General features: G+C 59.5%; 21 protein-coding genes and 1 pseudogene. 6 read left to right on the top strand and 16 right to left on the bottom strand.

All coding sequences use genetic code 11. The features are described 5' to 3' along the window. The 10 genes and pseudogenes from RHP74_RS00250 to RHP74_RS00205 form a co-directional block, all read right to left on the bottom strand. Window positions 1-804, bottom strand: coding sequence for an ABC transporter ATP-binding protein (locus tag RHP74_RS00250; protein ID WP_010465567.1), 804 nt, complete (start codon window positions 802-804; stop codon window positions 1-3). Continuing rightward, window positions 801-1949, bottom strand: a complete 1149-nt coding sequence (locus RHP74_RS00245; protein ID WP_010465565.1) for an ABC transporter permease — start codon at window positions 1947-1949, stop codon at window positions 801-803. Before RHP74_RS00245 ends, RHP74_RS00250 begins: the two co-directional genes overlap by 4 nt. Window positions 1950-2004: 55 nt before the next feature. Beyond that, the gene (locus RHP74_RS00240; RefSeq protein WP_010465563.1) at window positions 2005-3033 is read right to left on the bottom strand and encodes a DUF5924 family protein; all 1029 of its coding nucleotides are present in this window, start codon (window positions 3031-3033) and stop codon (window positions 2005-2007) included. A 255-nt stretch (window positions 3034-3288) separates the two neighbouring features. Continuing rightward, window positions 3289-4665: an insulinase family protein gene (locus tag RHP74_RS00235; RefSeq protein WP_311097091.1), complete on the bottom strand. Its 1377-nt coding sequence runs from the start codon at window positions 4663-4665 to the stop codon at window positions 3289-3291. A gap of 174 nt (window positions 4666-4839) precedes the next feature. Beyond that, the gene (locus RHP74_RS00230; RefSeq protein WP_311097089.1) at window positions 4840-6498 is read right to left on the bottom strand and encodes a Na/Pi cotransporter family protein; all 1659 of its coding nucleotides are present in this window, start codon (window positions 6496-6498) and stop codon (window positions 4840-4842) included. Window positions 6499-6981: 483 nt separating this feature from the next. Further along, the gene (locus RHP74_RS00225; protein WP_083375355.1) at window positions 6982-7614 is read right to left on the bottom strand and encodes a hypothetical protein; all 633 of its coding nucleotides are present in this window, start codon (window positions 7612-7614) and stop codon (window positions 6982-6984) included. Further along, window positions 7614-8771 carry a DUF2515 family protein gene (locus tag RHP74_RS00220; protein WP_311097088.1) on the bottom strand — a complete coding sequence of 386 codons (1158 nt, stop codon included), beginning with the start codon at window positions 8769-8771 and terminating at the stop codon, window positions 7614-7616. The genes RHP74_RS00225 and RHP74_RS00220 overlap by 1 nt, the downstream gene beginning before the upstream one ends. Window positions 8772-8790: 19 nt before the next feature. Further along, a pseudogene (locus tag RHP74_RS00215) lies at window positions 8791-9288 on the bottom strand (PAAR domain-containing protein). 281 nt (window positions 9289-9569) lie between these two features. Further along, window positions 9570-10337, bottom strand: coding sequence for a TerC family protein (locus RHP74_RS00210; RefSeq protein ID WP_077748839.1), 768 nt, complete (start codon window positions 10335-10337; stop codon window positions 9570-9572). 84 nt (window positions 10338-10421) lie between these two features. After that, on the bottom strand, window positions 10422-11729 hold the full coding sequence (locus RHP74_RS00205) for a CitMHS family transporter (RefSeq protein WP_017341736.1): 1308 nt from the start codon (window positions 11727-11729) through the stop codon (window positions 10422-10424). 417 nt (window positions 11730-12146) lie between these two features. On the opposite strand from RHP74_RS00205, the gene RHP74_RS00200 reads away from it, so the two are divergent. Then, window positions 12147-12548: a GFA family protein gene (locus tag RHP74_RS00200; protein WP_077748840.1), complete on the top strand. Its 402-nt coding sequence runs from the start codon at window positions 12147-12149 to the stop codon at window positions 12546-12548. Here RHP74_RS00200 and RHP74_RS00195 read toward each other — a convergent pair whose 3' ends face one another. Further along, the gene (locus tag RHP74_RS00195; RefSeq protein WP_311097082.1) at window positions 12549-12875 is read right to left on the bottom strand and encodes a DOPA 4,5-dioxygenase family protein; all 327 of its coding nucleotides are present in this window, start codon (window positions 12873-12875) and stop codon (window positions 12549-12551) included. Window positions 12876-12959: 84 nt separating this feature from the next. Here RHP74_RS00195 and RHP74_RS00190 point away from each other — a divergent pair, with 84 nt between their 5' ends. Beyond that, window positions 12960-13637, top strand: coding sequence for an NAD(P)-dependent oxidoreductase (locus tag RHP74_RS00190; RefSeq protein ID WP_010465542.1), 678 nt, complete (start codon window positions 12960-12962; stop codon window positions 13635-13637). On the opposite strand, the gene RHP74_RS00185 is transcribed toward RHP74_RS00190, so the two are convergent. Further along, window positions 13624-14574, bottom strand: coding sequence for a choline sulfate utilization transcriptional regulator (locus RHP74_RS00185; RefSeq protein WP_077748841.1), 951 nt, complete (start codon window positions 14572-14574; stop codon window positions 13624-13626). The two genes, RHP74_RS00190 and RHP74_RS00185, sit on opposite strands and share 14 nt — an antisense overlap. A gap of 114 nt (window positions 14575-14688) precedes the next feature. On the opposite strand from RHP74_RS00185, the gene betC reads away from it, so the two are divergent. From betC to RHP74_RS00170, 3 genes are all read left to right on the top strand, one after another. Further along, complete coding sequence (gene betC, locus RHP74_RS00180) at window positions 14689-16203, top strand: choline-sulfatase (protein ID WP_311097078.1); 1515 nt, start codon at window positions 14689-14691, stop codon at window positions 16201-16203. 16 nt (window positions 16204-16219) lie between these two features. Further along, window positions 16220-17140, top strand: a complete 921-nt coding sequence (gene choX / locus RHP74_RS00175; RefSeq protein ID WP_010465535.1) for a choline ABC transporter substrate-binding protein — start codon at window positions 16220-16222, stop codon at window positions 17138-17140. Between the two features lie 153 nt (window positions 17141-17293). Then, window positions 17294-18862 carry a SulP family inorganic anion transporter gene (locus RHP74_RS00170; RefSeq protein WP_010465533.1) on the top strand — a complete coding sequence of 523 codons (1569 nt, stop codon included), beginning with the start codon at window positions 17294-17296 and terminating at the stop codon, window positions 18860-18862. A gap of 128 nt (window positions 18863-18990) precedes the next feature. On the opposite strand, the gene aroE is transcribed toward RHP74_RS00170, so the two are convergent. Further along, window positions 18991-19812 (bottom strand): shikimate dehydrogenase, encoded by an 822-nt coding sequence (aroE, locus tag RHP74_RS00165; protein WP_010465531.1) that lies wholly within the window; start codon window positions 19810-19812, stop codon window positions 18991-18993. Between the two features lie 13 nt (window positions 19813-19825). Next, window positions 19826-20740, bottom strand: coding sequence for an oxygen-dependent coproporphyrinogen oxidase (gene hemF, locus RHP74_RS00160; RefSeq protein WP_010465529.1), 915 nt, complete (start codon window positions 20738-20740; stop codon window positions 19826-19828). Between the two features lie 163 nt (window positions 20741-20903). On the opposite strand from hemF, the gene RHP74_RS00155 reads away from it, so the two are divergent. After that, window positions 20904-21881, top strand: coding sequence for an NADPH:quinone reductase (locus RHP74_RS00155; protein WP_311097073.1), 978 nt, complete (start codon window positions 20904-20906; stop codon window positions 21879-21881). A gap of 127 nt (window positions 21882-22008) precedes the next feature. Here RHP74_RS00155 and RHP74_RS00150 read toward each other — a convergent pair whose 3' ends face one another. Further along, window positions 22009-22566, bottom strand: a complete 558-nt coding sequence (locus tag RHP74_RS00150) for an L-threonylcarbamoyladenylate synthase (RefSeq protein WP_010465525.1) — start codon at window positions 22564-22566, stop codon at window positions 22009-22011. Window positions 22567-22620: 54 nt separating this feature from the next. Then, entirely contained in the window at window positions 22621-23724 is a 1104-nt protein-coding gene (dprA, locus tag RHP74_RS00145) for a DNA-processing protein DprA (protein ID WP_102594516.1), read from the bottom strand. Window positions 23725-23763: the final 39 nt, after the last annotated feature.

The raw sequence follows: 23763 nt of genomic DNA, 5'->3' as shown, positions 1-23763 counted from the left end.
TCAGACCTCTTTCAACTGTTGAGCGGCGGTCAGCGCCGCGCGGCCGCGAGGGCCATGGAAGTATTCGTGAATCCACGGGTCGTCGGTTTCCGAAACCTTGTCGATGGCGTCCGCCACCAGCACCTTTTTCTGCGCCAGCACCGCCACCCGGTCGGTAATGGTGTAGAGCGTGTCGAGGTCATGGGTCACCAGAAACACACTCAGGCCTAACGCATCGCGCAACGTCAGGATCAATTGATCAAAGGCTGCGGCGCCAATCGGGTCGAGGCCGGCGGTGGGTTCGTCGAGAAACAGAATGTCCGGGTCCAGCGCCAACGCCCGGGCCAGCGCCGCGCGCTTGATCATGCCGCCAGACAGCGAGGCAGGGTATTTGTCCGCCGCGGACAGCGGCAACCCGGCCAACGCCAGTTTCACCGCCGCCAGATGCTCGGCGTCTTCACGGCTCAGGCCGGCGTGTTCGATCAGGGGCAGGGCGACGTTCTCGGTCACGGTCAGCGAAGAAAACAGGGCGCCTTTCTGGAACAGCACGCCGAAACGCCGTTCGACCATCGAGCGTTCATGTTCGGGCAGCGTCGGCAGGTTCTTGCCAAAGACCTTCACCACACCCTCGCTGGGCTGGCGTAAGCCGACGATGCTGCGCAGCAGCACCGATTTCCCGCTGCCGGAACCGCCGACCACGGCAAGGATTTCACCTTTGTACAAATCGAGGTCGAGGTTTTCGTGCACGCTCTGGCTGCCGAAGCGATTGCACAGCCCACGGACTTCGATCACCGCCTCGGAGGGCGCTCGGGGTAAACGACTCACCAGCCCATCTCCATGAAAAACAGCGCGGCCACGGCATCGAGCACGATCACCACGAAAATCGACTGCACCACACTCGACGTGGTGTGCGCGCCCACGGACTCGGCGCTGCCACTGACCTTGAAGCCTTCGAGGCAACCGATTGCAGCGATCAGGAACGCGAAGATCGGCGCTTTGACGATCCCCACCAGAAAGTGCTGAACGCCGATATCGGTTTGCAGCAGCGACAAGAACATCGCCGGCGAGATACCCAGCGACACGGCGCAGACCACGCCACCGCCGATGATCCCCGAGAGCATGGCCAGGAAGGTCAGCATCGGCAACGCCACCAGCAGCGCCAGCACCCGTGGCACCACGAGCAATTCCATCGGGTCGAGGCCCAGTGTGCGGATCGCGTCGATTTCTTCGTTAGCCTTCATCGAACCGATTTGCGCGGTGAACGCACTGGCGGTGCGGCCGGCCATCAGAATCGCGGTCAGCAACACACCGAACTCTCGCAGGAAGGAGAACGCCACCAGGTCCACGGTAAAAATACTCGCACCGAAGCTGGCCAGCACCGTCGCCCCGAGAAACGCCACCACCGCACCGACCAGAAAGGTCAGCAGGGCGACGATGGGCGCGGCGTCGAGGCCAGTCTGTTCGATGTGCGCGACCATGGGCGTGATGCGCCAGCGTTTGGGACGAAACAGATTGCGGGCGATGGTTTCGAGGATCAGGCCGACGAAGCCCAGCAGTTGCAGGGTGTCCTGCCAGACGGTGTCGACTGCGCGGCCAATGCGGGTCAGCAGTTGAATGCCGACACTGATCTCCGGTTCCTTGACCGGTACGCAGAAGTCGCTGAGCGAGCAATAAACCGTCTGCAACAAGGCACGGTCTGCAGAAGAGAGGGTGCAATCAGGGTGTTCGGCGGATCGGCCCAAGCGCTCGGACCCGAGCAATTCCACCAACAACGACGCCCCGGCGGTATCGAGCGCACCGAGGCCATTGAGGTCGATGTGCGTGCTGTCGTCGTATTGGCCGCGGAGCTTTTCGCTCAGGTGCTTGAGATCGGCGTAGTGGGCGAGCGTCCAGTCACCCGTGACCCGCAGTTGAGCAGGGGAGTGAGAGACATCTAGCTGGGCATTGCCGGCCATTGTGCTGCTGGTCATAAGCTCCGTGCTTGTTCGGCTATTAGCGCAGCGCTACGTAATAGCACGAACCGGATTACTTTTCTTTGATCGGTGTGCTGTCCGTGATCTTGAAGCGCAGCACGCCGATGACCTGGCCATCCTCGGTCAGCACCCGCACTTGCCATTTACCGGCAGGATTGCCTGGGAAATTCTGCTTGTGGGTCCAGGCACGGTAGCCTTCCTTGCGTCCGCCGTGGATGTCCAGCGGGATACGGTCGACCTCTTTACCGTTGAACTGCCACACGTGATAAATCCGCTCATCGAGGCCGCGCGGGGCGTTGATGGCGGTGTAGGCGTACAACCCGTCCCCACGGATCTGCTCGGCGCTGACTTCGTCCAGACTCTTGCCGGGTGTGCGGTCCTGCATTTGCGTGCTGATCGCCACGTCGGTCATCCATAAAGTGGCCGGCGGCACCCACGAACGCAGCACCCAGCCGAGGGCACCGATGCCCAGCGTGATACTCAGGATCGCCAACGCGTTGCGCACCGTGCGGATCGGGAAGATCGAGGCCAGGCTCGGGAACGACAGTAAAACAGCGGTGCCCAGCGCCAGTTTGAAGCTTTGCGAAGTGGTCAGGTGCAGGATGACGGGCAGGGCGGTGAGCAGCGCGGCAAACAGCGTCAGCGTGTGCAACGCCAGGAACGCCCAGCGCCGGGGTGCCAGCCATTTGTAGTAGAGCGGGTCGATGATCGAAATCAGCGCCGCCATGCTCAGCAAACCGGTGAAGAAAAACTGGCCACTGTTCCAGGTCGTGGTGATGAAAAAGAACGGCAGGACGAAGAACAGGCTTTCCTGGTGGATCATCTGCGTGGCGTAACGCAGCAAAGGCTGGGGGATTTCGCGCTTGAAGAGTTTGGTGAACAACTTGGTCAGGCTGTTTTCCAGCATCAGCCAGATCCAGCTGAGCACCATGATGATGGTGATCCAGGTCGCCAGGCCCTGTTGCCGATCCACCAGGATGAAGCTGCCGACTCCCGAGATAAAACCACCGAGCGCAATGACCCCTGGATAGCGCTTCATCAATTCCAGGATGCGCTGGACGTACAGGGTCAGAGTAGGCATTCGGCGGTTCGCAATAGTCGTGGGAAAAATCCTCGACAGAGTACCGCCCGGGCGGGGGCGTGGCGAGGGGGATACGTCCGTTTTCCCTATACAACATTGTGGCGAGGGAGCTTGCTCCCGCTGGGGTGCGAAGCGCCCCCAAACCCGCACACTGCGTGTCATCAGGTAGAGCGCAAGCACCGGTTTTACGACTGCTGCGCAGCCGAGCGGGAGCAAGCTCCCTCGCCACAAAAGCCCTGCTGCCAGGGCGGCCAGTTACCGGCGGCGATGGACTCGCCAAGCCAATACCCCGAGGACAATCAGGCCAAACACCCCGGCCATCGCCCACATCAACTGGTCATAACTCATCAGCGGCTTCTCGATCCGCACATACCCCGGTTGCATGAGCAACTCGCGCATGGCCTTGTTCGCTTCTTCCAGCGTCACGCCTTGCAGTTCCCTGGCCGGGGCGGCGAAACGCCCGTCCTGGTAGTCGCCCAGCGCGCTCCAGTAGTAATCGGCCAGCGCGCTGTTGCCTTGCACGGCCCAAGCCTGGCGGGCGATGGCGGCCTGTTTGAGGCGGTTGAAGGTGTCTGCGTCGAGACCATCCTTGAGCAAATCGGTCTTCAAATCCTCCAGCACCTGCTGGGCCTTAGGCACGTCATCGCGCTCAAGGTCGGCGTTCAGGCTCATGAAGCCCACCCCGCCAAACACCTCGCGCTCGGCCGAGGGGCCGTAGGACAAACCGTGGGACAGGCGCAATTGGCGGTAGAGCGCCCAGTCCAGATAGTCCTTGAGCAGGTCGAAGGTTTCGTCGTGCTGATCCTGCAGCACCGGTTCCGGCACCAGCCAATGCAACTTGGCGCCGCCGCCGACGAAACCATCGCTCAGCGTTCGCTCATGGGCGGCACTGGCCTGGATTTCCGGCAAGGGCAGGTGATCGGTAGGCTCGACCGCTTCAAGTTCACCATAGGAGCGTTCCAGATACGCCGGCAACAACTTGTCGAGCTCGCCGACCACGATCAGCGTCATGTTATTGGGCGCGTACCAGGCCTTGCGTACCGTCTCCAGTTGCTCGCGAGTCAGGTTGTCGACTTCCGGGCGCTCGGGGCATTTAAGGCCCAGCTCCACTGCCAGCTGATTGCTCGCTGTGTGGCCCAGGTCCTGACGATCCAGCCAGCGCTGCAAGTGCGAGTAATGGCCGCCGTCCTCACGCTCGACCACTTGTTTGGCGGCGTTAATGGCGTTGTCGTCGATTCGGGTCTGCGTCAGCAGCGCCAGCAGCAGGTCGAGCACCTTGCGCTGGTTTTTCGCCGGGGCTTCAATGACGAACGTCGTGTCAGCGTTGCTGGTGAACGCGTTCCACTCACCGCCCAACGCCTGCATGCGCTCTTCCAGGCCGCCTTCGCCGGTTGCATCGATGCCGCTGAACAACAAGTGTTCGAGCAGATGCGGCAGCTCCTTGTCGGCGCAGCTGAAATCATCCAGACCTACGCCGACCACCAGGCGAATCGCCACGTGCCCGCGCTCGGTGCCGGGTTTGAGCAGTAATTGCAAACCGTTGGGCAGCGTATAGCCCTCGACCTGGAAACGATCCAGGGCAAACGAAGGAAATGAGCCAAGCAACAGACAGGCGAACAGCAGACAACGCATAGCAAGCTTCCATACGGCTGATTGGAGATCCGTGTCGCTTTCCAGGCAGCCATCGCGAGCAGGCTCGCTCCCACATTGGTTTTGTGAACACCACAATTCAAATGTGGAAGCGAGCCTGCTCGCGATGATCTTGAACCGGAACCAATGTTACTGACTGACCACACCGCCAGACGTTCAAGGCGAATGCGTGATGTCAGCCATATCGTCGACCGCCAGTGCACCGTTGTCCGATGTTTCCAGCACCACATAAGCGCTGCTGCAGAACAGCGAGTTCAAGCGCTTCATGTCGGCGATCAGCTCCAGGTGCAATGAACTGGTCTCGATACTCTGCACAATCTTACGTTGCAGACGGCTGACGTGAGCATGGGCCAGGCGGCGTTCCTGTGCGCGAAAGCGACGTTTCTCACGCAGAAGCTGGCGGGCACTTTCCTTGTCGGCACTGAGAAATACCGACAAACCCAAACGCAGGTTGGAGATCAACTGGCTGTGCAACCCGGCCAGTTCTTCCAGACCAACCTCGGAAAAAGACCGGCGCTGCGAGGTTTTCTGCTGCTGCACCTTGCGCAGCATGCGTTCGATCAAATCGCTGGCCAGCTTGAGGTTGATCGCCAGTTCGATGATTTCCGCCCAACGCCGGCTGTCTTGGTCGCTCAAATCTTCTCGGGGCATTTGCGCCAGGTAAAGCTTGATGGCGCTGTAGAGCGCTTCGACATCATCCGTCAGTTTGCGCATTTCCTGGGTGATGGCGGATTGTTTACCACGCAGCACGTCGAGCATTGCTTCGAGCATGTTGTCGATCAGATCGCCCATGCGCAGGGTTTCTCGCGCGGCGTTGGCCAATGCCAGGCTGGGGGTGACCAGCGCGGTCGGATCAAGGTGGCGGGGTTTCGCCGTGCCGTTGAGCTCCGGCCGCTCCGGCAGCAGCCACGCGCAAAGCCTGGCCATCGGGCCGACGCTGGGCAACAGGATCAGGCAGCGCGCGGTGTTGTAGAGCAGGTGGAAGCCAATGACCATTTCCTGGGGGCTGAAGTCGAGGCTGTCGATCCAGTGCACCAGCGGGTCCAGTACCGGAATGATCAGCAGCAGCCCGATCAGTTTGTACAGCAGGCTGCCGAGCGCCACCTGACGGCCAGCGGCGTTTTGCATGCTGGTGCTGAGAAACGCGAGGATACCGCTGCCGATGTTGGCACCGATCACCAGGCCGATCGCCACCGGCAGGCTGATGACGCCGGCGCCAGCCAGGGTTGCGGTCAGCAGGACGGCGGCAAGGCTGGAATAGGAAACCATCGCGAACAACGCGCCGACCAGGGCATCCAGCAGGATATCGCCAGTCAACGAGGCGAAAATCACTTTCACGCCCTGCGCCTGGGTAATCGGCGCGGCGGATTCGACGATCAGTTGCAGCGCCAGGATGATCAGCCCGAGGCCGATGCTGACGCGACCCATCTGGCCCAGGCGAGTCTGCTTGCGGGACAGGAAGAAAATCACCCCGAGAAAAATCAGCAGCGGCGACAGCCACGACAAATCAAACGTCAGCACCCGCGCCATCAACGCGGTACCGACATCCGCGCCGAGCATCGTTGCCAGGGCGGGCGTCAGCGCCATCAGGCCCTGACCGACGAAGGATGTGACGAGCATGGCCGTGGCGTTGCTGCTCTGGACCATCGCGGTAACGACAATTCCCGAGATGAACGCGAGCCAGCGTTTGGACATGTTCTGGCCGATCACATGGCGCAGATTGGAACCGTAGACCCGCAAGATGCCGGTTCGGACGATGTGCGTGCCCCAGATCAATAAGGCCACGGCCGATAACAAATTGAGCAGGGTGAGCATGCAGGCCCCCTGTGGTGGTAGCGCCCCAGAGGGGCAAATTGACGGTGCCGCGCGACGTTCTACGTTCTGTACTTAAGCTGTAGTTGGCTAACGGTCTGGGCGCCAGCATCGCATAGCTAAAGACGTGATTGAAACAAAACTGTCATGAAAACAGGTTGATGCAGAGAGTAAAAAAGGGACCCGAAGGTCTCAGCCGGACAGTTGAAAAGGTGCGCGACACACCCCCTGTGGCGAGGGAGCTTGCTCCCGCTGGGCTGCGCAGCTGCCCTAAGATCATTGGTAGTTCAATCGCTAAAGAAATCGTCGCCTAGCCCTACGTCGATCAAATATTTGGGAATGTCGAGTCTTGTGCGACTTCTCTGTATGACTTCCCGATATGAATGTTCAAAAAATCAACTGGGTGGTGAAAAGAAGTCAGACAAATGAACAGGGTAAAAAACGCTGCTCTTTGCAAACACCAACGCCGCCTTCTGAAGCGGCTCTTCATTCGCTGTAGTAATCCGAACCGACACTGACATCAATCAGATACTTCGCCGTTTTCGGGTCGCGCTCATCACAGCGGGCGTAGCATTTGACGTTTAGCGCAAGACTGTATTTGTGAGGTATAAGGAGCATCACGATGACTACCTGATCGAACAACTGCCTTTGCAAAGCGTTTTTTTCTACTTCGCTGCCGACGGCTAACCAAGAGTTATCTTGTGGGTTGCGCGGTACCCAGCCCGAGTCTTTTAGCTTCCCCTGCAACTGAGTGAGTAAGGGAATCAGCTGATTGAAAGGCAAGGTCTCCAACATTGGAGAAGTTGTCATGGTCGAGACTTTACCTTCATCAAAACCAACGGCGCCAAACTTGGTTGCTGGTAGCGTAAAACCATGCTCAGGATCATCAAAATGGATGATGACTGGCTCTGATATCCATGTAGAACTAGGATGCGGTGGCGTGCTTGGATAAAAAGCGGTATTCGCAGGCACCGAAAACGTTGAGTCCTCAACGGTATCCTTGTAAGACTTCCCTATGTGCGCACTCAAAACTTCCGTATTCCAATTGAAGTAGGCAATACACAGCCCAATAACAATTGCACTCATGCTTATCAGAGATAGCCTGGTGAGTGGTTTCATCAGCGGATCCCTCCACCTTGAGATATTTCTGTAATGGATTGCTTTAGTTGGGCTTTTGAAGTGGGGTTTTTTAATAAGGCATCGAATTGTGTTGCAGCACGAAGTACGAATTCCATTCGTTGATCCTTGTTTGCCAGATTGGCCAATGGATTACTGCCGAAGGCAACCTTTCGCCCGTCTGCCGCTTTGCATTGACTTGCCAGAGTCAACTGGATTTCTTCTGCGGCTCCGGACAGCATCCCTGTGACTACTGATACGACATCTCCAGCATGGGTGCCGCGCATTAGGTAAGCGAAGTGGGAATCGTCATACATCGCAGGTTGCAAAATGTTCAGCTGTTCATGACCGGCCATGAATTCGACGCTTTTGGTAATTCTTCCTTCATCTATGGCTTTGAAAGTATCGGTCACTTCTGCACGCGCTGCACCGAACTCTACTTTGTCAGCGATGGGCCACAGAACTTCATTTTTTAGTTGGTTGCGTTTGGAAAGACAGGCTTCCATTTCTTTGAAGCCCCGCACCATAAAAAACCGATGCAACGGATAAACATCCAGAAACAGCGAGGTATTACCGAGGGCCAGCATTTCATACACGTAGTCCAACTGCTGCTGAACAGCGGAGCGGGAGTTGTCGCCGAAGGTAATATCCTCAGTGGGAAGAGGATTGGCCGCTTTGGCGTTCGCTAATTCTTTCTCGATTTCCGGATCAGTCTTGCTGAGCTTGAACCCAAACCCTTCGAAAAGGGTTTCCGACTTCCCCGTCCGCAATTTCTCCTGCGCCGCCTTCTGCGCCGCAATAGCCGTTTGCAACTTGGTCGCATGGATCAACCCACACCCCACCTGCTTCGAAGCAAACGCCGCCAACCCCGCCCACTGAAACCGGTTATCCGCCAGCCACAATTGTGCATAGGCCGCGTTGATCTTGCGGTTACGGGCTTGCGGGTCGGCAATCAACACGCCGCCCGGTGCGACCCACTCTTCGGCTTCTTTTTGAAACCTGCGCCACAGGCAATTACAGGTCAGTAATGGCACTTCAACGCGGGTTTTCGGGTTAGGGCCGCCCTTAGTGGTTTCGCGTTTGCAAACGGGGAGTTCGCAGGTGCTGTCCCAGAGTTTCTTCATGTCCAGGTCGTCTGGGGCCATGCATTGTCCAGTCATTTCATTCTTCCTTGAGGCGTCAGACAGTCCAGCGGACTACGGCGAGGTCGGGCTGTAGGGTAGCGACGCTTTGGGTCATGCCCTCATCGTTGGTCTGGCCTTTGACGATGCGGCCTTCGGCTGTTTCGATTTCGTAGTCCTGTTGGGCAATCGGTTCGCCATTGCCGGCGCTGACGGCTTTGAATTCGACCAAAGGCTGGCCAATGATCGGCAAGGGCGGGATGAAGGGCGCAGGGGAATGAGAGTTGCCGATGATGACGTTGCCGGAGCCGCCAATCACCACACCGCCATGGCTGGTGGTGCTATCGAGCGTCATGGCATTCAGGCCGTTGATGAACACGGTTGAAGAGAATCCACCGTTCAGGGCCTGGCCGCAGGTTCATGTGTCGCTGACCCGAGCGGCCGCAAGACCGTTGAAAAAGACATCGGGTGAGCCGCTGGCAATCGGGTTGGTGCCGTGGCCGGGAAGGGGACAGGTGGTCGGGTCCGTGAGGCGTGCAGCCGGTTTTCCAGACATATGCATTCCTTGTCATTGTCAGTTGAAGCGAGCGAGGGACGCTAACCACCAGAGCTCGGTGCGTCAACCTTTGAACACGCCATCGTGAAGTATCCGCAATCGAGTGTTGAATAACCTCGATCCGCCAGGCTAATCACAGAGCAAAAAAAGTGGGAGCGAGCCTGCTCGCGATGAGGCCGTCACATTCAACATTGATGTTGAATGACAGGCCGCTATCGCGAGCAGGCTCGCTCCCACAGGTTTTGTGCACTGACTGGCAGCAGCCAGTGCACAGGTTCGGGTTATTGCCCCGGAATGTCCTTGCGCAGTTTCACCGGATCCTGCTGTTTGCGCTTTTTAGCAATCGCGGTGCGCATCTTGATGTTGATCGCTTCCACCGCCAGCGAGAACGCCATGGCGAAGTAGACGTAGCCTTTTGGCACGTGAACGTCGAAGGATTCGGCAATCAGCACCGTACCGACGATCAGCAGGAACGACAGCGCCAGCATCTTCAGCGACGGGTGCTTGTCGATGAACTCACTGATGGTGCCGGCAGCCAGCATCATCACCAGCACCGCAACGATGATCGCCGCGACCATGACCGGTACGTGGGAGACCATGCCGACGGCGGTAATCACCGAGTCCAGCGAGAACACGATGTCGATGATCGCGATCTGGATGATGGTGTAGAGGAAGTTGCCGCCCTTGCCACTCGGCTCTTCGTTCGTTTCGTCTTCACCTTCCAGCGCGTGGTACATCTCTTGCGAGCTCTTCCACAGCAGGAACAGGCCACCGAAGAACAGAATCAGGTCTCGCCCGGAAATGCCTTGGCCAAACACTTCAAACAAGTCGGCGGTGAGGCGCATGACCCAAGTGATCGACAGCAGCAACAGGATCCGCGTGACCATGGCCAGCGCCAGGCCGAAGATCCGGGTGCGCTGCTGCATGTGTTTGGGCATGCGGCTGACCAGGATCGAAATCATGATGATGTTATCGATACCCAGGACGATTTCCAGGGCGGTCAGGGTAAAGAAGGCAACCCAGATTTCAGGGTTGGTCAGCCATTCCATGTGTATTCCTTTGAGCGAGTGTTAAACCACAAAAGGCCCGGCTTCAAACAGCGAAGCCTGGACCCTTTGTGGTGAGTCTTGGGCTTATAGAGTGCTGAACAGCGGAAAAATCCCCATCAGCAATGCGGCTACCAGTATGCACATGCACACCAGCACTGCCCATTTCAGGGTAAAGCGCTGATGGTCACCAAAATCGATACCGGCCAGGGCCACCAACAAGTAGGTCGATGGTACCAGCGGGCTCAACAGGTGGACGGGCTGACCGACGATCGAGGCACGTGCCATTTCAACCGCGGTTATACCGTAATGACTGGCGGCTTCGGCAAGTACTGGTAACACGCCGTAATAAAATGCGTCGTTCGACATAAAGAACGTGAACGGCATGCTCACCAGCGCGGTAATCACGGCCAGGTACGGGCCGAGGAAATCAGGAATCACCGCCAGCAGGCTTTTCGACATCGCATCGACCATGCCGGTGCCCGACAGAATACCGGTGAAAATGCCCGCCGCGAAGATCAAACCGACCACCGCAAGTACGCTGCCAGCGTGAGCCGCGACGCGATCCTTCTGCTGTTGCAGGCAAGGATAGTTGACGATCATGGCAATACTGAACGCCACCATGAACAACACCGGCATCGGCAACAGACCGGCAATCAGGGTGCACATCAGGCCCAGGGTCAGGGCGCCGTTGAACCAGATCAACTTCGGACGACGGGCATCCGGGAATTGCGAAACGCTGATTTCACTGTGGTCGATTTCATCGCCCACCAGGTGCAGTTCACCCAGACGCGCACGCTCGCGTTTGCCGTAGAAGTAGGCAATCGCCAGGATTGCCACCACGCCGAACGCCATCGCTGGAATCATCGGAACGAAAATGTCGGACGGGTCCACATGCAACGCACTGGCCGCACGGGCAGTCGGGCCGCCCCATGGCGTCATGTTCATCACGCCACCGGCGAGGATGATCAGGCCGGCCATGATCCGCGGGCTCATGCCGATGCGACTGTAGAGCGGCAGCATGGCGGCCACGCAGATCATATAAGTGGTTGCGCCGTCACCGTCGAGGGAAACGACGAGCGCCAGTACGGCGGTGCCGACCGACACTTTCAGCGGGTCGCCCTTGACCAGTTTGAGGATCTTGCGCACGGCCGGGTCGAACAGGCCGGAGTCGATCATCAGGGCGAAATACAGAATGGCAAACATCAGCATCACGCCGGTCGGCGCCAGCTTGGTGATGCCTTCGAGCATCATCGGGCCGATCTTCGGCGCGAAACCACCGAACAGGGCGAAGACGATAGGAATGATGATCAGGGCGATCAGCGCGGACAGGCGCTTGGTCATGATCAGGAACATGAACGTGATGACCATGGCGAAGCCAAGGAAAGTCAGCATGGGAATACTCCAGGCGTAGCGCGGCTAGGGAATGGGCGAACCGGGTGGGTCAGCGCAGAACGGGAAGCACGAGGCGTACGGGCGGAGTTGCAGCGAAGCGGCGGGTAGCAGAGGACATCAGAATCACCATTGTTGTTGTTAAATGGGCTGTGCGAGCGATAAAACACTGGCATTGGCCGACCGGTCTTTTGCCGGCAGTGGGGGCGATCCTAATCGGGGAAGCTTTCACCCAGCTTTCGCTGATGAAAGCATTGACCGGATGTGCAACCGGTCGTCGGACTGGGGCAGGGAGGGCGACCGAGTTGCGGGCATCGCGAGCAGGCTCGCTCCCACACTGGATCTGTGTCGTATACAAAACCATGTGGGAGCGAGCCTGCTCGCGAAAGCGTCAGGAAATACACATCAGGAGGTAAGGTCATGAGCGAATTTCACACCGGCGGCTGCCACTGCGGACAGCTGCGCTATCAATTCAGCGGACCTTTGCACGACATCGCCCACTGCCATTGTTCGATCTGCCGGCGCGTCAGCGGCGGGATCGTGACAACCTGGATCACGGTTCCCGTATCGGCCTTTAAATGGCTGAAAGGGACGCCGGCGCAGTACGAATCTTCAACTACCTGCGTGCGCTATTTCTGCCCGAACTGTGGGGCGCAACTGGCGTTGATCACACATCTGAGCCCCGAGAGTATCGACGTGACCATCGCCACCCTCGATCACCCGGAGCAAGCCCCGGCCGAGCGTCACATCTGGACCCGCAGCCATTTACCCTGGCTGCACTTGGACGAACATTTGCCCGGCGAAGCCGAAGAAAACCTCTGATCAAAAAACAGACAGGTCCAGTGGCCGGATTGCGCCCATCCAGATCGCGTGCTCGGTGTGGTCCAGCAGATCGTCGCCGGTGTCCGGGTGCAGAAACACCACCAAACCCTTGCGGTTGAGCGCCAGCCACGGCAGCACTTTGCCGATCAGCTCCGGCCCGAACGCCAATTGGCAACTCCAGTCCGGGTGCGGACCCACGGGACGTTCATGCACGCGGCCCATTTTCAGCGGGAACACCTGCGCGGCGTGCTCACACAGCGCTCGCGCCTGGTCAATGCTCGTGGCGTCGAAATAGACATGGGCGTGGTAACCCTTGATCTGTTGCATCTGAAACCCTCTGAAACCCAGTCGAACCCTCACCTATTCCCACAGGTCACACGCCATATACGTTGTGAACAAGGAATCTCAGCCATGAAAAATGCCGAAACCCCGGTGGTCAAAGTGGTGCTTTATGGTGCCATGAGTAGCCTGGGCAGTGCGCTGATGGCTGAAATGCTACGGCGTCAACATGAAGTGATCGCGATTCTGGATGACCTGACGGCGCTCCCACCGCGCCCAGGATTGCGCACCAAGACCGGCGATCTGTTCGAGGCTGAGCGGGTCAAGCAAAGCGTGGCGGGCAGTTCGGTGGTTATTTGCCTGCTGGACGCTCCCGGATTGCCATTCAATAGCGAGACCGTTGAAAAAACCATCGTTCCAGGCCCGGTCGAACAGGTGTTGGCCGTGGACGCGCTGATCGAGGGCATGCAGGCGGCCGGTATTGCCCGGCTGTTCCTGGTGGGGGATTTTGCCGAACTCGACGACACAGAGGCTGAAGCGCTGGACCCCCTTCAGCGGCATGCCGCCGAGGAAATCCTTGATGCCCTGCAAAGCAGTGCCTTGCACTGGACCCTGGTCAATGCGCCTCGCGGAGTGCCGGGGCTGACGATTGAACATTTCAGCCACGTCAGCAGCAGCCTTGAACCGGGCCTGGCCGAACCGCTTGAACGGTTGAACCGCGTGGCCGTAGGGATTGCCGATGAGCTGCGGCTGAATCTTCACGTTCGCGAGCATGTGAACTTCGTTTCGACCGACCCTACACGGCGATAGACGGCAGCGGTAAACCATTCAGCGATTGGGCGCTGCTGGCCTGCTCAGCCATCAACCAGTCCACAAATTGTTGGATCAAAACCCCACGCCGTTTTCGCTGGGGCAGAACCACGTAATAGCCGAGCCTGGAAATCACCGTGTCGGCTATCGGTCGACACAACAAACCTTGCGCCAGCAAGTTATCCACAAGGTGCCGCCAGCCGATTGCAACACCCTGACCACCAATCGCCGCTTGAATCAGCAACGTGTAATTGTCGAAGCGCAATTGCCCGGGGGCCGGGGCCGATGTAATCCCTAACTCGCGAAAGACGCCGCTCCAGTCAAACCAGTTACTGCTGTTTTCGCCGCGCAGGTGCAGCAGTGGAAATTCCAGCAATGACTGGGCCGGCAAGGGCAGGGGACGATCCTTCAACAGCAGCGGGCTGCAGACCGGAAACACTTCTTCACTGAACAGCCAATGGCTTTCGCCCTGCTTGAAGCGGCCATCCCCAAACAACACCGCCACATCGATATCAGTGCGCAGCATGTTGTGATTGCGCTCGCTGGTGACCAGGCTGACGTCGACGTGGGGATTGGCTTTATGAAAGCGGTGCAATCGGGGCATCAGCCAATACGCGGCAAAAGCGAAATCCGTGGCCACCTGCAAGACTTCATGTTGATGCTGTGTGCTGATCGCGCTTAATCCGGCATCGATATTCTGCAAACCGAGCTGAACCTGCTCGAAAAGAATGGTCCCGGCCTCAGTCAACTCAATGCCACGGTAAATGCGATCAAACAACCGCGCGGTGAGTTGTTCTTCCAGGCGTTTGATCTGCTGGCTGACGGCGGGCTGCGTAGTGCCCAGCTCTACCGCTGCGGCGGTAAAACTGCGATGGCGGGCCGCCGCTTCAAACGCTCGCAGCAGGTCCAGCGACAAACTTCCAAGGGCGTCATACATAAGCGGTGCTTATCCTAGTCATTGCCGTGCATGGGCTTTACCACAAAGTGCATGGACTCCATGCTCGATCGCAGCACTCTCGCATAAATATTCACTATGGAATGCCGCGATCACATGAAGCGCAAGAATATTCTTTTCATCATGGCCGATCAGATGGCCGCGCCAATGTTGCCGTTCTACGGTTCCTCGCCCATCAAATTGCCCAATCTCAGCCGCCTCGCCGCCGAAGGCGTGGTGTTCGACGCCGCTTATTGCAACAGCCCACTGTGCGCGCCGTCGCGTTTCACCCTGGTCAGCGGTCAATTGCCGAGCAAAATCGGCGCGTACGACAACGCGGCCGATTTCCCCGCCGATGTACCGACTTATGCCCACTACCTGCGTCGCCTCGGCTACCGCACCGCGCTGTCGGGCAAGATGCATTTCTGTGGCCCGGATCAACTCCACGGCTATGAAGAGCGCCTGACCAGCGACATCTACCCGGCCGACTACGGTTGGTCGGTGAACTGGGATGAACCGGGCGTGCGTCCGACCTGGTACCACAACATGTCTTCGGTGCTGCAGGCCGGGCCGTGCGTGCGCACCAATCAGCTGGATTTCGACGAAGAGGTGGTGTTCAAGGCCCAGCAATACCTGTTCGATCACATTCGCGAGGATGGCGACCAGCCGTTTTGCCTGACCGTGTCGATGACGCACCCACATGATCCGTACACCATTCCCAAGGCTTTTTGGGACATGTACGACGATGCCGACATCCCGCTGCCGGAAACCCCGACGCAAACCGAACTTGACCCGCATTCCCAGCGTTTGCTCAAGGTGTATGACCTGTGGGACAAGCCGCTGCCTGTGGATAAGATTCGCGATGCGCGTCGTGCTTATTTCGGGGCTTGCAGCTATATCGACAGCAACGTCGGCAAACTCCTGCAAACGCTGGAAGATACCGGGCTGATCGATGACACCATCATCGTTTTCTCCGGCGACCACGGCGACATGCTCGGCGAGCGCGGCCTCTGGTACAAAATGCATTGGTTCGAAATGGCCGCCCGCGTACCGCTGTTGATCAGCGCACCGGGACAATTCGGCGCCGGGCGGGTCAGTGCTGCGGTTTCCACCGCTGATTTGCTGCCAACCTTTGTAGAACTGGCCGGCGGTTCGCTGGAGCCGGGCTTGCCACTGGACGGTCGTTCGCTGGTCTCACACCTGCAAGGGCAGGGCGGTCACGACGAAGTCTTCGGCGAATACATGGCCGAAGGCACCATCAGCCCTTTGATGATGATCCGCCGTGGCGCTTACAAATTCATCTACAGCGAAGATGACCCTTGCCTACTCTTCGACGTACACAACGACCCGCGCGAACAGGAAGAACTCAGCCAATCGCCGCAACATCGGCCGCTGTTCGAGGCGTTTCTGTCTGAAGCACGGGCCAAATGGGACATTCCGGCGATCCACCAACAGGTGCTCGCGAGCCAGCGTCGCCGGCGATTCGTCGCCGAGGCGCTGACCATCGGCAAGCTGAAGAGCTGGGATCACCAGCCGCTGGTGGACGCCAGTCAGCAATACATGCGCAACCACATCGACCTCGACGATCTGGAACGTAAAGCACGTTATCCACAACCCTGCCAAAACCAATAATGTTAAGGGGAAGTCCATGCAAAAGTTATCCACAGTACTGACGGTCGGGCTACTGGCTCTGGGCAGTGCATCGGCCTTTGCCGATCAGAGCTGCGACACGGTGAAAATGGCTGATCCGGGCTGGAGCGACATCGCTGCGACCAACGCCATCACCGGGTTTCTGCTGGACGGCATGGGCTACAAGGCCAAGGTCGACACCCTCGCGGTGCCGATCACCTTTGGCGGGCTGAAAGATGGCCAGGTCGACGTGTTCCTGGGGAACTGGATGCCGGCGCAGCAGGGCTTCTACGACAAATTCGTCGCCACGGGTGATGTCACCCAACTGGCGAAGAACCTCGACGGCACCGAATTCACCTTGGCCGTCCCGGATTACGTGTGGGACGCGGGTGTGCATAACTTTTCCGACCTGAATAAGTACGCCGACAAGTTCGACAAGAAGATCTACGGCATCGGTTCCGGCGCCCCGGCGAACATCTCGCTGCAAGAGATCATCAAGAAGAACGACTTCGACATGGGCCAGTGGAAACTGGTCGAGTCCAGCGAGCAGGCCATGCTGGCCGAAGTGTCCCGCGCAGTGAAAAAACAGAAGTTCGTGACCTTCCTCGGCTGGACGCCGCACCCGATGAACGTGCAGTTGAAAATGCATTACCTGAAAGGCGGGGAGAAGTATTTCGGCGACACCGGCAGCGTTTATACGCTGACCCGCAAAGGTTATGCACAGGCCTGTCCGAACGTCGGCAAGCTGCTCACCAACCTGAGTTTCACCCAGGAGATGGAGAACAGCATCATGGCCGAGGTGGTGAACAAGAAAATCAGCAATGCCGAGGCAGCCAAGGCGTGGATCAAGGCCAACCCTGCCGTGCTGGATAAATGGCTGGATGGCGTGAAAACCGTGGATGGGAAAGATGCGTTGCCGGCGGTAAAAGCGAAGTTGTAAGGGTTGCCTGTGGCGAGGGAGCTTGCTCCCGCTGGGCTGCGAAGCAGCCCTAAAAATCTGCGAGCGCTTCGCTCACGAGCGGGAGCAAGCTCCCTCGCCACAATGTTCACCCCGTACTGATACCCTTGCGCAAAACTCCACCCGAGAGGACCCATGGCCTTCCCCAGCCGCCATTCACTCTTTCCCTTCCTTTCCTGGTTGCCCCGGCAAACCCGCGCCAGCGTCGGGCGTGACCTGATCGTTGGCCTCAGCGGCGCCATTCTTGCGCTGCCGCAATCCATTGCCTACGCCCTGATCGCCGGTCTCCCGCCGGAATACGGCCTGTACGCCGCGATCATTCCGGTGCTGATCGCTTGTCTCTGGGGTTCGTCGTGGCATTTGATCTGTGGTCCTACAGCGGCGATATCCATCGTCCTGTATGCCAGCGTCAGTCCTCTGGCCGTTCCCGCGTCAGAAGACTACGTCACCCTGATCCTGCTTCTGACACTGCTCGCCGGCATTTTCCAGTGGCTGCTCGGATTGTTGCGCTTTGGCGCCCTGGTGAATTTCGTTTCTCACTCGGTAGTGCTGGGCTTCACCCTCGGCGCGGCGGTGGTGATTGCCATCGGCCAGTTGCCGAACCTGCTGGGGCTCGACCTGCCCAATCAGTCCACGGCGCTGGACAGCTTTTTGATGGTGTTCAAACACCTCGGCGACGTGGATAAACCTTCGCTGGTGCTGGGGCTGGCCACCGTCGGGGTGGGCGTGATCCTGAAATTACTGCTGCCACGCTGGCCGACGCTTTTGATCACCTTGGCGCTGAGCGGACTGCTGGTGTGGTTCTGGCCGTCGATGTTTGGCCATGTGAAGTTGGTCAGTGCGTTTGTCGGGCGGCTGCCGCCCTTCAGTCCGCTGCCGCTGGACCTGGATCTGATCCTGCGCCTGCTGCCCAGCGCCGTGGCGGTGGGGATGCTCGGATTGGTGACAAGCCTGTCGATTGCCCGTTCCTTGTCGGCACGCTCCCAGCAATTGCTCGACGCCAATCAGGAAGTACGCGCCCAGGGTTTTTCGAACATGGTCGGTGCGTTTTTTTCCGGCTCGCTGTCAGCCGGTTCCTTCACCCGCTCGGGCCTGAGTTACGAGGCGGGTGCCTGCTCACCGCTGGCCGGGGTATTTTCAGCACTGTGGGTGGCGCTGTTCGCCATCTTCGGCGCGGCGTTGATTTCGCACATTCCGATCCCGGCCATGGCCGGGAGCATCCTGTTGATCGCCTGGGGATTGGTCGATCATCGCGGCATCCGCGCGCTGTTGCGGGTCAGCCGCGCCGAGTTCCTGGTTATGGCGCTGACCTGCGTGGCCACGCTACTGCTGGAGTTGCAGACCGCGATCTATGCCGGGGTGCTGGCGTCACTGTTCTTTTACCTCAAGCGGACTTCACAACCGCGAGTCCAGCATTGGCGCGAAGGCGATGAAGACATTCTGCAGGTCGGCGGGTCGATCTTTTTCGGCGCCAGCCATTACCTGCAAGTGCGCCTGCAACGGATGCACGGCGCGCGTGTGGTGATCGAGGCGCAGCAGATCAACTTCATCGACTATTCAGGGGTGGAAATGCTGCATCAAGAAGCGCGGCGGCTGCTCAAGCAGAATCGCAGCCTGACGCTGCGCAGCGCGCGGCCGCAGGTGGTGGAGGAGTTGAGGAAGCTTGAAGGGGCGGAGAAATGCCCGATCCGGTTTGAGGACTAACACACCACTCTGATGACGAACGCATAACTTGTGGCGAGGGCGCTTGCTCCCGCTGGGTTGCGAAACAGCCCTGAAAATCTGCGAGCGCTTCGCACCCGAGCGGGAGCAAGCTCCCTCGCCACAAAGAACTACAGCGCCAGTTGGCGGCGTAGTTCGGCCAGCACTGGCGCTGTATCCGGCCGCACACCGCGCCACAGGAAAAACGCTTCTGCCGCTTGCTCAGCGAGCATCCCCAATCCATCCATCGACACCGCCGCACCGTGTTCAGTGGCCCAGCGGCAGAACGAGGTCGGCTCCTTGCCGTACATCATGTCGTAGCACACCGTCTTGCCCGGTTCGATCAGGCTGCTGGCAATCGGCGGTACATCGCCTGACAGACTCGCCGACGTCGCGTTGATGATCAGGTCCACCGACTCTTGCAGCCAGTCAAAACCGCTGGCCGACACCGGCCCCAGGTCCGCGAACAATTCCGCCAGCAACTCGGCTTTCTCGACGGTGCGGTTGGCGATAATTACCGAAGCGGGTTGCTCGGCCAGCAACGGCTCCAGCGCACCGCGCACCGCGCCGCCAGCGCCGAGCAGCAGGATACGTTTGCCCTTGAGACTGAAACCGGCGTTGACCGTCAGGTCCCGCACCAGTCCGGCGCCGTCGGTGTTGTCACCCAACAACGTGCCATCGGCGAGTTTGCTCAGGGTGTTCACCGCGCCTGCCCGCTGCGCCCGTGCCGTCAGACTGTTGGCCAGGCGATAAGCCTCTTCCTTGAACGGCACCGTCACATTCGCCCCGCGACCTTCGAGGAAAAACGTCTTGGCGAAGTCGGAAAAGTCGTCGAGTGGCGCCAGCGAGGTGCTGTAGTCCAGTTGCTGAGCGGTCTGCTCGGCAAACAAGCGGTGGATCAGCGGCGACTTGCTGTGACCAATCGGGTTACCGAATACGACGTAACGGTCCATCAGAACTCCTCGTTCAGGCCTTGGCCAACCAATCGCGGTCTTGCAGGAAATAGTCGGTCAGGCGAGCTTCTTCGCTGCCCGGCTCGGCTTTCCAGTCGTAGCCCCAGCGGACTTGCGGGGGCAGGGACATGAGGATCGACTCGGTGCGCCCACCCGATTGCAGGCCGAACAGCGTGCCACGGTCGTAGACCAGGTTGAACTCGACGTAGCGGCCACGGCGAAATTCCTGGAATTCACGCTGTTTGGCGGTGAACGCATCGTTCTTGCGGCGCTGCACAATCGGCAGGTAGGCCTCGATGAAGGCGTCACCGATGGCGCGCATGAAGGCGAAGCTGGTGTCGAAGTCCCACTCGTTCAAGTCATCAAAAAACAGACCGCCGATGCCCCGTGGCTCGTGGCGATGCTTGATGTGGAAATAGCTGTCGCACCAGGCCTTGTAGCGCGGATAGACGTCCGGGCCGAACGGCGCACAGGCCTGTTCGGCGACGCGGTGCCAGTGCACGCAGTCTTCTTCGTTACCGTAATAAGGGGTCAGGTCGAAACCGCCGCCGAACCACCAGACCGGTTCTTCACCTTCTTTTTCAGCAATGAAAAAGCGCACGTTGGCGTGGGAAGTCGGCACCTGCGGGTTGTGCGGGTGAATCACCAGCGACACGCCCAGGGCTTCGAAACCACGGCCGGCCAGTTCCGGGCGATGGGCGCTGGCGGAGGGTGGGAGCCCGCTGCCAAAGACGTGGGAAAAGTTGACGCCACCCTTTTCGATGACCGCGCCGTTTTCGATCACACGCGTGCGACCGCCACCGCCGGCAGGCCGGGTCCAGGCGTCTTCGACGAATGCCGTGCCGCCGTCTTCGGCTTCAAGGGCTGCGCAAATCCGGTCTTGCAGGTCGAGCAGGTAGGCTTTTACGGCCTCGGTGCGGGTCGTCATGTCATCACCTTGAATCGGGCAAAACTACGCGGCGCTCCATCGGAGCAGGGGCCGGCGCAAATGGGCGCGTAGCATAACATCGCAGATGGGCCTGCCGCAGTTGACGAAGGTCAAGCTTAGGAGTCCGATAGGGAGCTTCGCAAATGACCTAAGGAGAGTTCTGATGGCAAAGCGTATCCAGTTCCGCGCCCATGGCGGCCCCGAAGTGCTCGAGTATGTCGACTATCAACCCGCCGAGCCCGGCCCGCAGCAGGTTCGCGTGGCCAACAAGGCCATCGGCCTGAACTTCATCGACACTTACTACCGCAGTGGTCTCTATCCGTTGCCCGCCCTGCCATCGGGCCTGGGCTCGGAAGGTGCGGGCGTGGTCGAGGCGGTGGGCAACGAAGTGACCCGGTTCAAGGTCGGCGATCGTGTGGCTTACGGCAGCGGCCCGTTGGGCGCCTACAGCGAGGTTCACGTATTGCCGGAGGCCAACCTGGTGCACTTGCCGGACGCCATCAGTTTTGAACAGGCCGCCGGTGTGATGCTCAAGGGCCTGACCGTGCAATACCTGCTGCGTCAGACGTATGAACTCAAGGGTGGCGAAACCATCCTGTTCCATGCCGCCGCGGGCGGTGTCGGATCCCTGGCCTGCCAATGGGCGAAGGCCTTGGGAGTGAAGTTGATCGGCACGGTCAGCTCGCCGGAGAAAGCCGCACTGGCCAAAGCCAACGGCGCATGGGCGACTATCGATTACAGCCACGAAAACGTCGCACAACGGGTGCTGGAATTGACCGACGGCAAAAAAGTCCCGGTGGTGTACGACGGCGTCGGCAAGGACACCTGGCTAACGTCGCTCGATAGCGTGTCACCACGGGGCCTGGTGGTGAGCTTCGGCAATGCGTCCGGCGCAGTGGACGGGGTGAACCTGGGGATTTTGGCGGCGAAGGGCTCGTTGTACGTGACCCGGCCGACGCTGGCGACCTACGCCAATAACGCAGAAAACCTGCAGCGCATGGCCGATGAGCTGTTTGAGATGATCATCAGCGGCAAACTTAAGGTGGACGTCAGCCAGAAGTATCCGTTGGCTGAGGCGGCGAAGGCGCAGACCGAGTTGTCGGCGCGGCGTACGACTGGCTCGACTGTTCTGCTGCCTTAACATCAAACTGTGGCGAGGGAGCTTGCTCCCGCTGGGCCGCGAAGCGGCCCCTCATATCTTTAAAAGAACGGGACTGCTGCGCAGTCCAGCGGGAGCAAGCTCCCTCGCCACAGGTGTTACTGCGGTCTTAATCCGGGCGAATGACGTTCCCGGTCGCGACATCGCGAATCACGCTCGGATTCTTGCGCCCACCCAGATTCCCGCCCAACACGTAGTCCACTTGCCCGCGGAAATACTGCTCGACGCGAATTCGCGTCCGCGCCGCTGGCCGGCCCTGAGGGTTAGCCGAGGTCGACACCAGCGGCCCGACCACCGCGCACAGATCCCGCACCAGCGGGTGGTCGCTGACGCGCAGCGCTACGGTTTCATGCACGCCGGTAATCCACTGCGGCAACAGATTCTGATGCGGCACCAGCCAGGTATTCGGCCCCGGCCAAGTGCTGGCCATGCGGTCCATCCACAGTTCCGGGAAGTCTTCGAACAGGAAGTCGAACTGACGAATATTGTCGGCTACCAGAATCAGGCCCTTTTCCACAGACCGGCCCTTGATCATCAACAGACGATAGACCGCTTCTTCATCCCACGGATCGCAACCCAGGCCCCAGACCGCTTCGGTTGGATAGGCAATTACTGCCCCTGCGCGAACGGCTTGTGCGGCTTGTTGCACGCGCCAACTGTTGACCATGAAAAACTCTCCGGAATAAGGCTCTGCGCAGTTTACCGATCTTCCTTATAAAACCTAGCTCACCCGCGCAAACCAGCGCCCGCTTTCGCACACCGCCCGACCGTCCATTTCCAGCTCCGTCAGCGCTGCCAGCACTTTGGACAAGGCCCAGCCACTGCTGACCGACAACGCTTCGCTGGTGTGGGGCGCGGCGTGAAGCAACAGGAGCAGTGGATGAGTGGGTGCTTGCAGCGTCTCTGTGGACAACGGCAACCGTTGCCAGCCGCGCAAGGCTTCGAGGATATGCTCGGTGGTTTCCACCAATACCGCACCGTCACGGATCAGCTGATGACAACCCTTGGCGCCAGGGTGGTGGATCGACCCCGGGATCGCGTACACCTCGCGTCCTTGCTCCGCCGCCAGCCTCGCCGTGATCAATGAACCGCTGGCGACACTCGCTTCGACCACCAGCACCCCGAGGGATAAACCGCTGATGATCCGGTTGCGCCGGGGAAAGTTTCCGGCACTGGGGCCGGCATCCAGCGGGAACTCGGAAAGCACTGCGCTGCCCGAGGCGATCATGGCGTCCGCCAGCCGCCGATTGCGCTGTGGATAAAACTTTTCAAGTCCCGTGCCAAGGACCCCGACCGTTCGCCCGCCCACGTCCAGCGCGGCTTGATGCGCGGCGGCATCGATGCCTAGCGCCAGACCGCTGGTGATGACGAAACCGGCGCCGGCCAGGCTGCGCGAAAACGCCGCCGCAGTGTCCATGCCCGGTCGCGAGGCGCGCCGACTGCCGACCATCGCCAATTGCGGTTTTTCCAGAATGTCGGGATCGCCTGCCACAAATAACAGCGGCGGCGCATCGCTGATTTCCGCTAGCAGCGCCGGGTACTCAGGCTGGTCCCACATCAATAAATGCTGGCCCGGGCGCTCTAGCCAGGCCAATGCGTGGGCCGCGCCATCGCGTACTTCATTGACGCGCCGTGCCTCGGCGCACGCCAGCGGCAAGCCCAGCGAACGCCAGGCGCTGGCAGGCGCGCTGATGGCTTTGGACGCCGAGCCGAAGGCTTCGAGCAATTTCTTGAAACGCGCCGGGCCGAGTTCTGGCAATCGGTGCAGACGTAAACGAGCTTCCAGTTCCGCAGGGGAAACCGGTGTGACGGCAGACAGCGACATGGATCATCCTTGATCGTTATGAGCCCCGTTCAAACGGGA

It is taken from the genome of Pseudomonas sp. SG20052, assembly GCF_031766055.1.
GTDB classification, from domain to species: domain Bacteria; phylum Pseudomonadota; class Gammaproteobacteria; order Pseudomonadales; family Pseudomonadaceae; genus Aquipseudomonas; species Aquipseudomonas mandelii.
Note: the sequence above shows the minus strand (reverse complement) of the source record. Positions and strands in the feature narration are given on the sequence as shown.

Excerpts from the sequence above, each read along its gene's own strand:
- RHP74_RS00150 (WP_010465525.1), bottom strand. The coding sequence starts at position 22,566 with ATGGTCAACAGTTGGCGCGTGCAACAAGCCGCACAAGCCGTTCGCGCA.
- RHP74_RS00205 (WP_017341736.1), bottom strand. The coding sequence starts at position 11,729 with ATGCTGACTTTCCTTGGCTTCGCCATGGTCATCACGTTCATGTTCCTG.
- RHP74_RS00235 (WP_311097091.1), bottom strand. The coding sequence starts at position 4,665 with ATGCGTTGTCTGCTGTTCGCCTGTCTGTTGCTTGGCTCATTTCCTTCG.
- RHP74_RS00185 (WP_077748841.1), bottom strand. The coding sequence starts at position 14,574 with ATGTATGACGCCCTTGGAAGTTTGTCGCTGGACCTGCTGCGAGCGTTT.
- RHP74_RS00170 (WP_010465533.1), top strand. The coding sequence starts at position 17,294 with ATGGCCTTCCCCAGCCGCCATTCACTCTTTCCCTTCCTTTCCTGGTTG.
- RHP74_RS00210 (WP_077748839.1), bottom strand. The coding sequence starts at position 10,337 with ATGGAATGGCTGACCAACCCTGAAATCTGGGTTGCCTTCTTTACCCTG.
- RHP74_RS00230 (WP_311097089.1), bottom strand. The coding sequence starts at position 6,498 with ATGCTCACCCTGCTCAATTTGTTATCGGCCGTGGCCTTATTGATCTGG.
- RHP74_RS00200 (WP_077748840.1), top strand. The coding sequence starts at position 12,147 with ATGAGCGAATTTCACACCGGCGGCTGCCACTGCGGACAGCTGCGCTAT.
- RHP74_RS00155 (WP_311097073.1), top strand. The coding sequence starts at position 20,904 with ATGGCAAAGCGTATCCAGTTCCGCGCCCATGGCGGCCCCGAAGTGCTC.
- dprA (WP_102594516.1), bottom strand. The coding sequence starts at position 23,724 with ATGTCGCTGTCTGCCGTCACACCGGTTTCCCCTGCGGAACTGGAAGCT.
- aroE (WP_010465531.1), bottom strand. The coding sequence starts at position 19,812 with ATGGACCGTTACGTCGTATTCGGTAACCCGATTGGTCACAGCAAGTCG.
- RHP74_RS00245 (WP_010465565.1), bottom strand. The coding sequence starts at position 1,949 with ATGACCAGCAGCACAATGGCCGGCAATGCCCAGCTAGATGTCTCTCAC.
- RHP74_RS00190 (WP_010465542.1), top strand. The coding sequence starts at position 12,960 with ATGAAAAATGCCGAAACCCCGGTGGTCAAAGTGGTGCTTTATGGTGCC.
- RHP74_RS00240 (WP_010465563.1), bottom strand. The coding sequence starts at position 3,033 with ATGCCTACTCTGACCCTGTACGTCCAGCGCATCCTGGAATTGATGAAG.
- RHP74_RS00225 (WP_083375355.1), bottom strand. The coding sequence starts at position 7,614 with ATGAAACCACTCACCAGGCTATCTCTGATAAGCATGAGTGCAATTGTT.
- RHP74_RS00220 (WP_311097088.1), bottom strand. The coding sequence starts at position 8,771 with ATGACTGGACAATGCATGGCCCCAGACGACCTGGACATGAAGAAACTC.
- hemF (WP_010465529.1), bottom strand. The coding sequence starts at position 20,740 with ATGACGACCCGCACCGAGGCCGTAAAAGCCTACCTGCTCGACCTGCAA.
- RHP74_RS00195 (WP_311097082.1), bottom strand. The coding sequence starts at position 12,875 with ATGCAACAGATCAAGGGTTACCACGCCCATGTCTATTTCGACGCCACG.
- choX (WP_010465535.1), top strand. The coding sequence starts at position 16,220 with ATGCAAAAGTTATCCACAGTACTGACGGTCGGGCTACTGGCTCTGGGC.
- betC (WP_311097078.1), top strand. The coding sequence starts at position 14,689 with ATGAAGCGCAAGAATATTCTTTTCATCATGGCCGATCAGATGGCCGCG.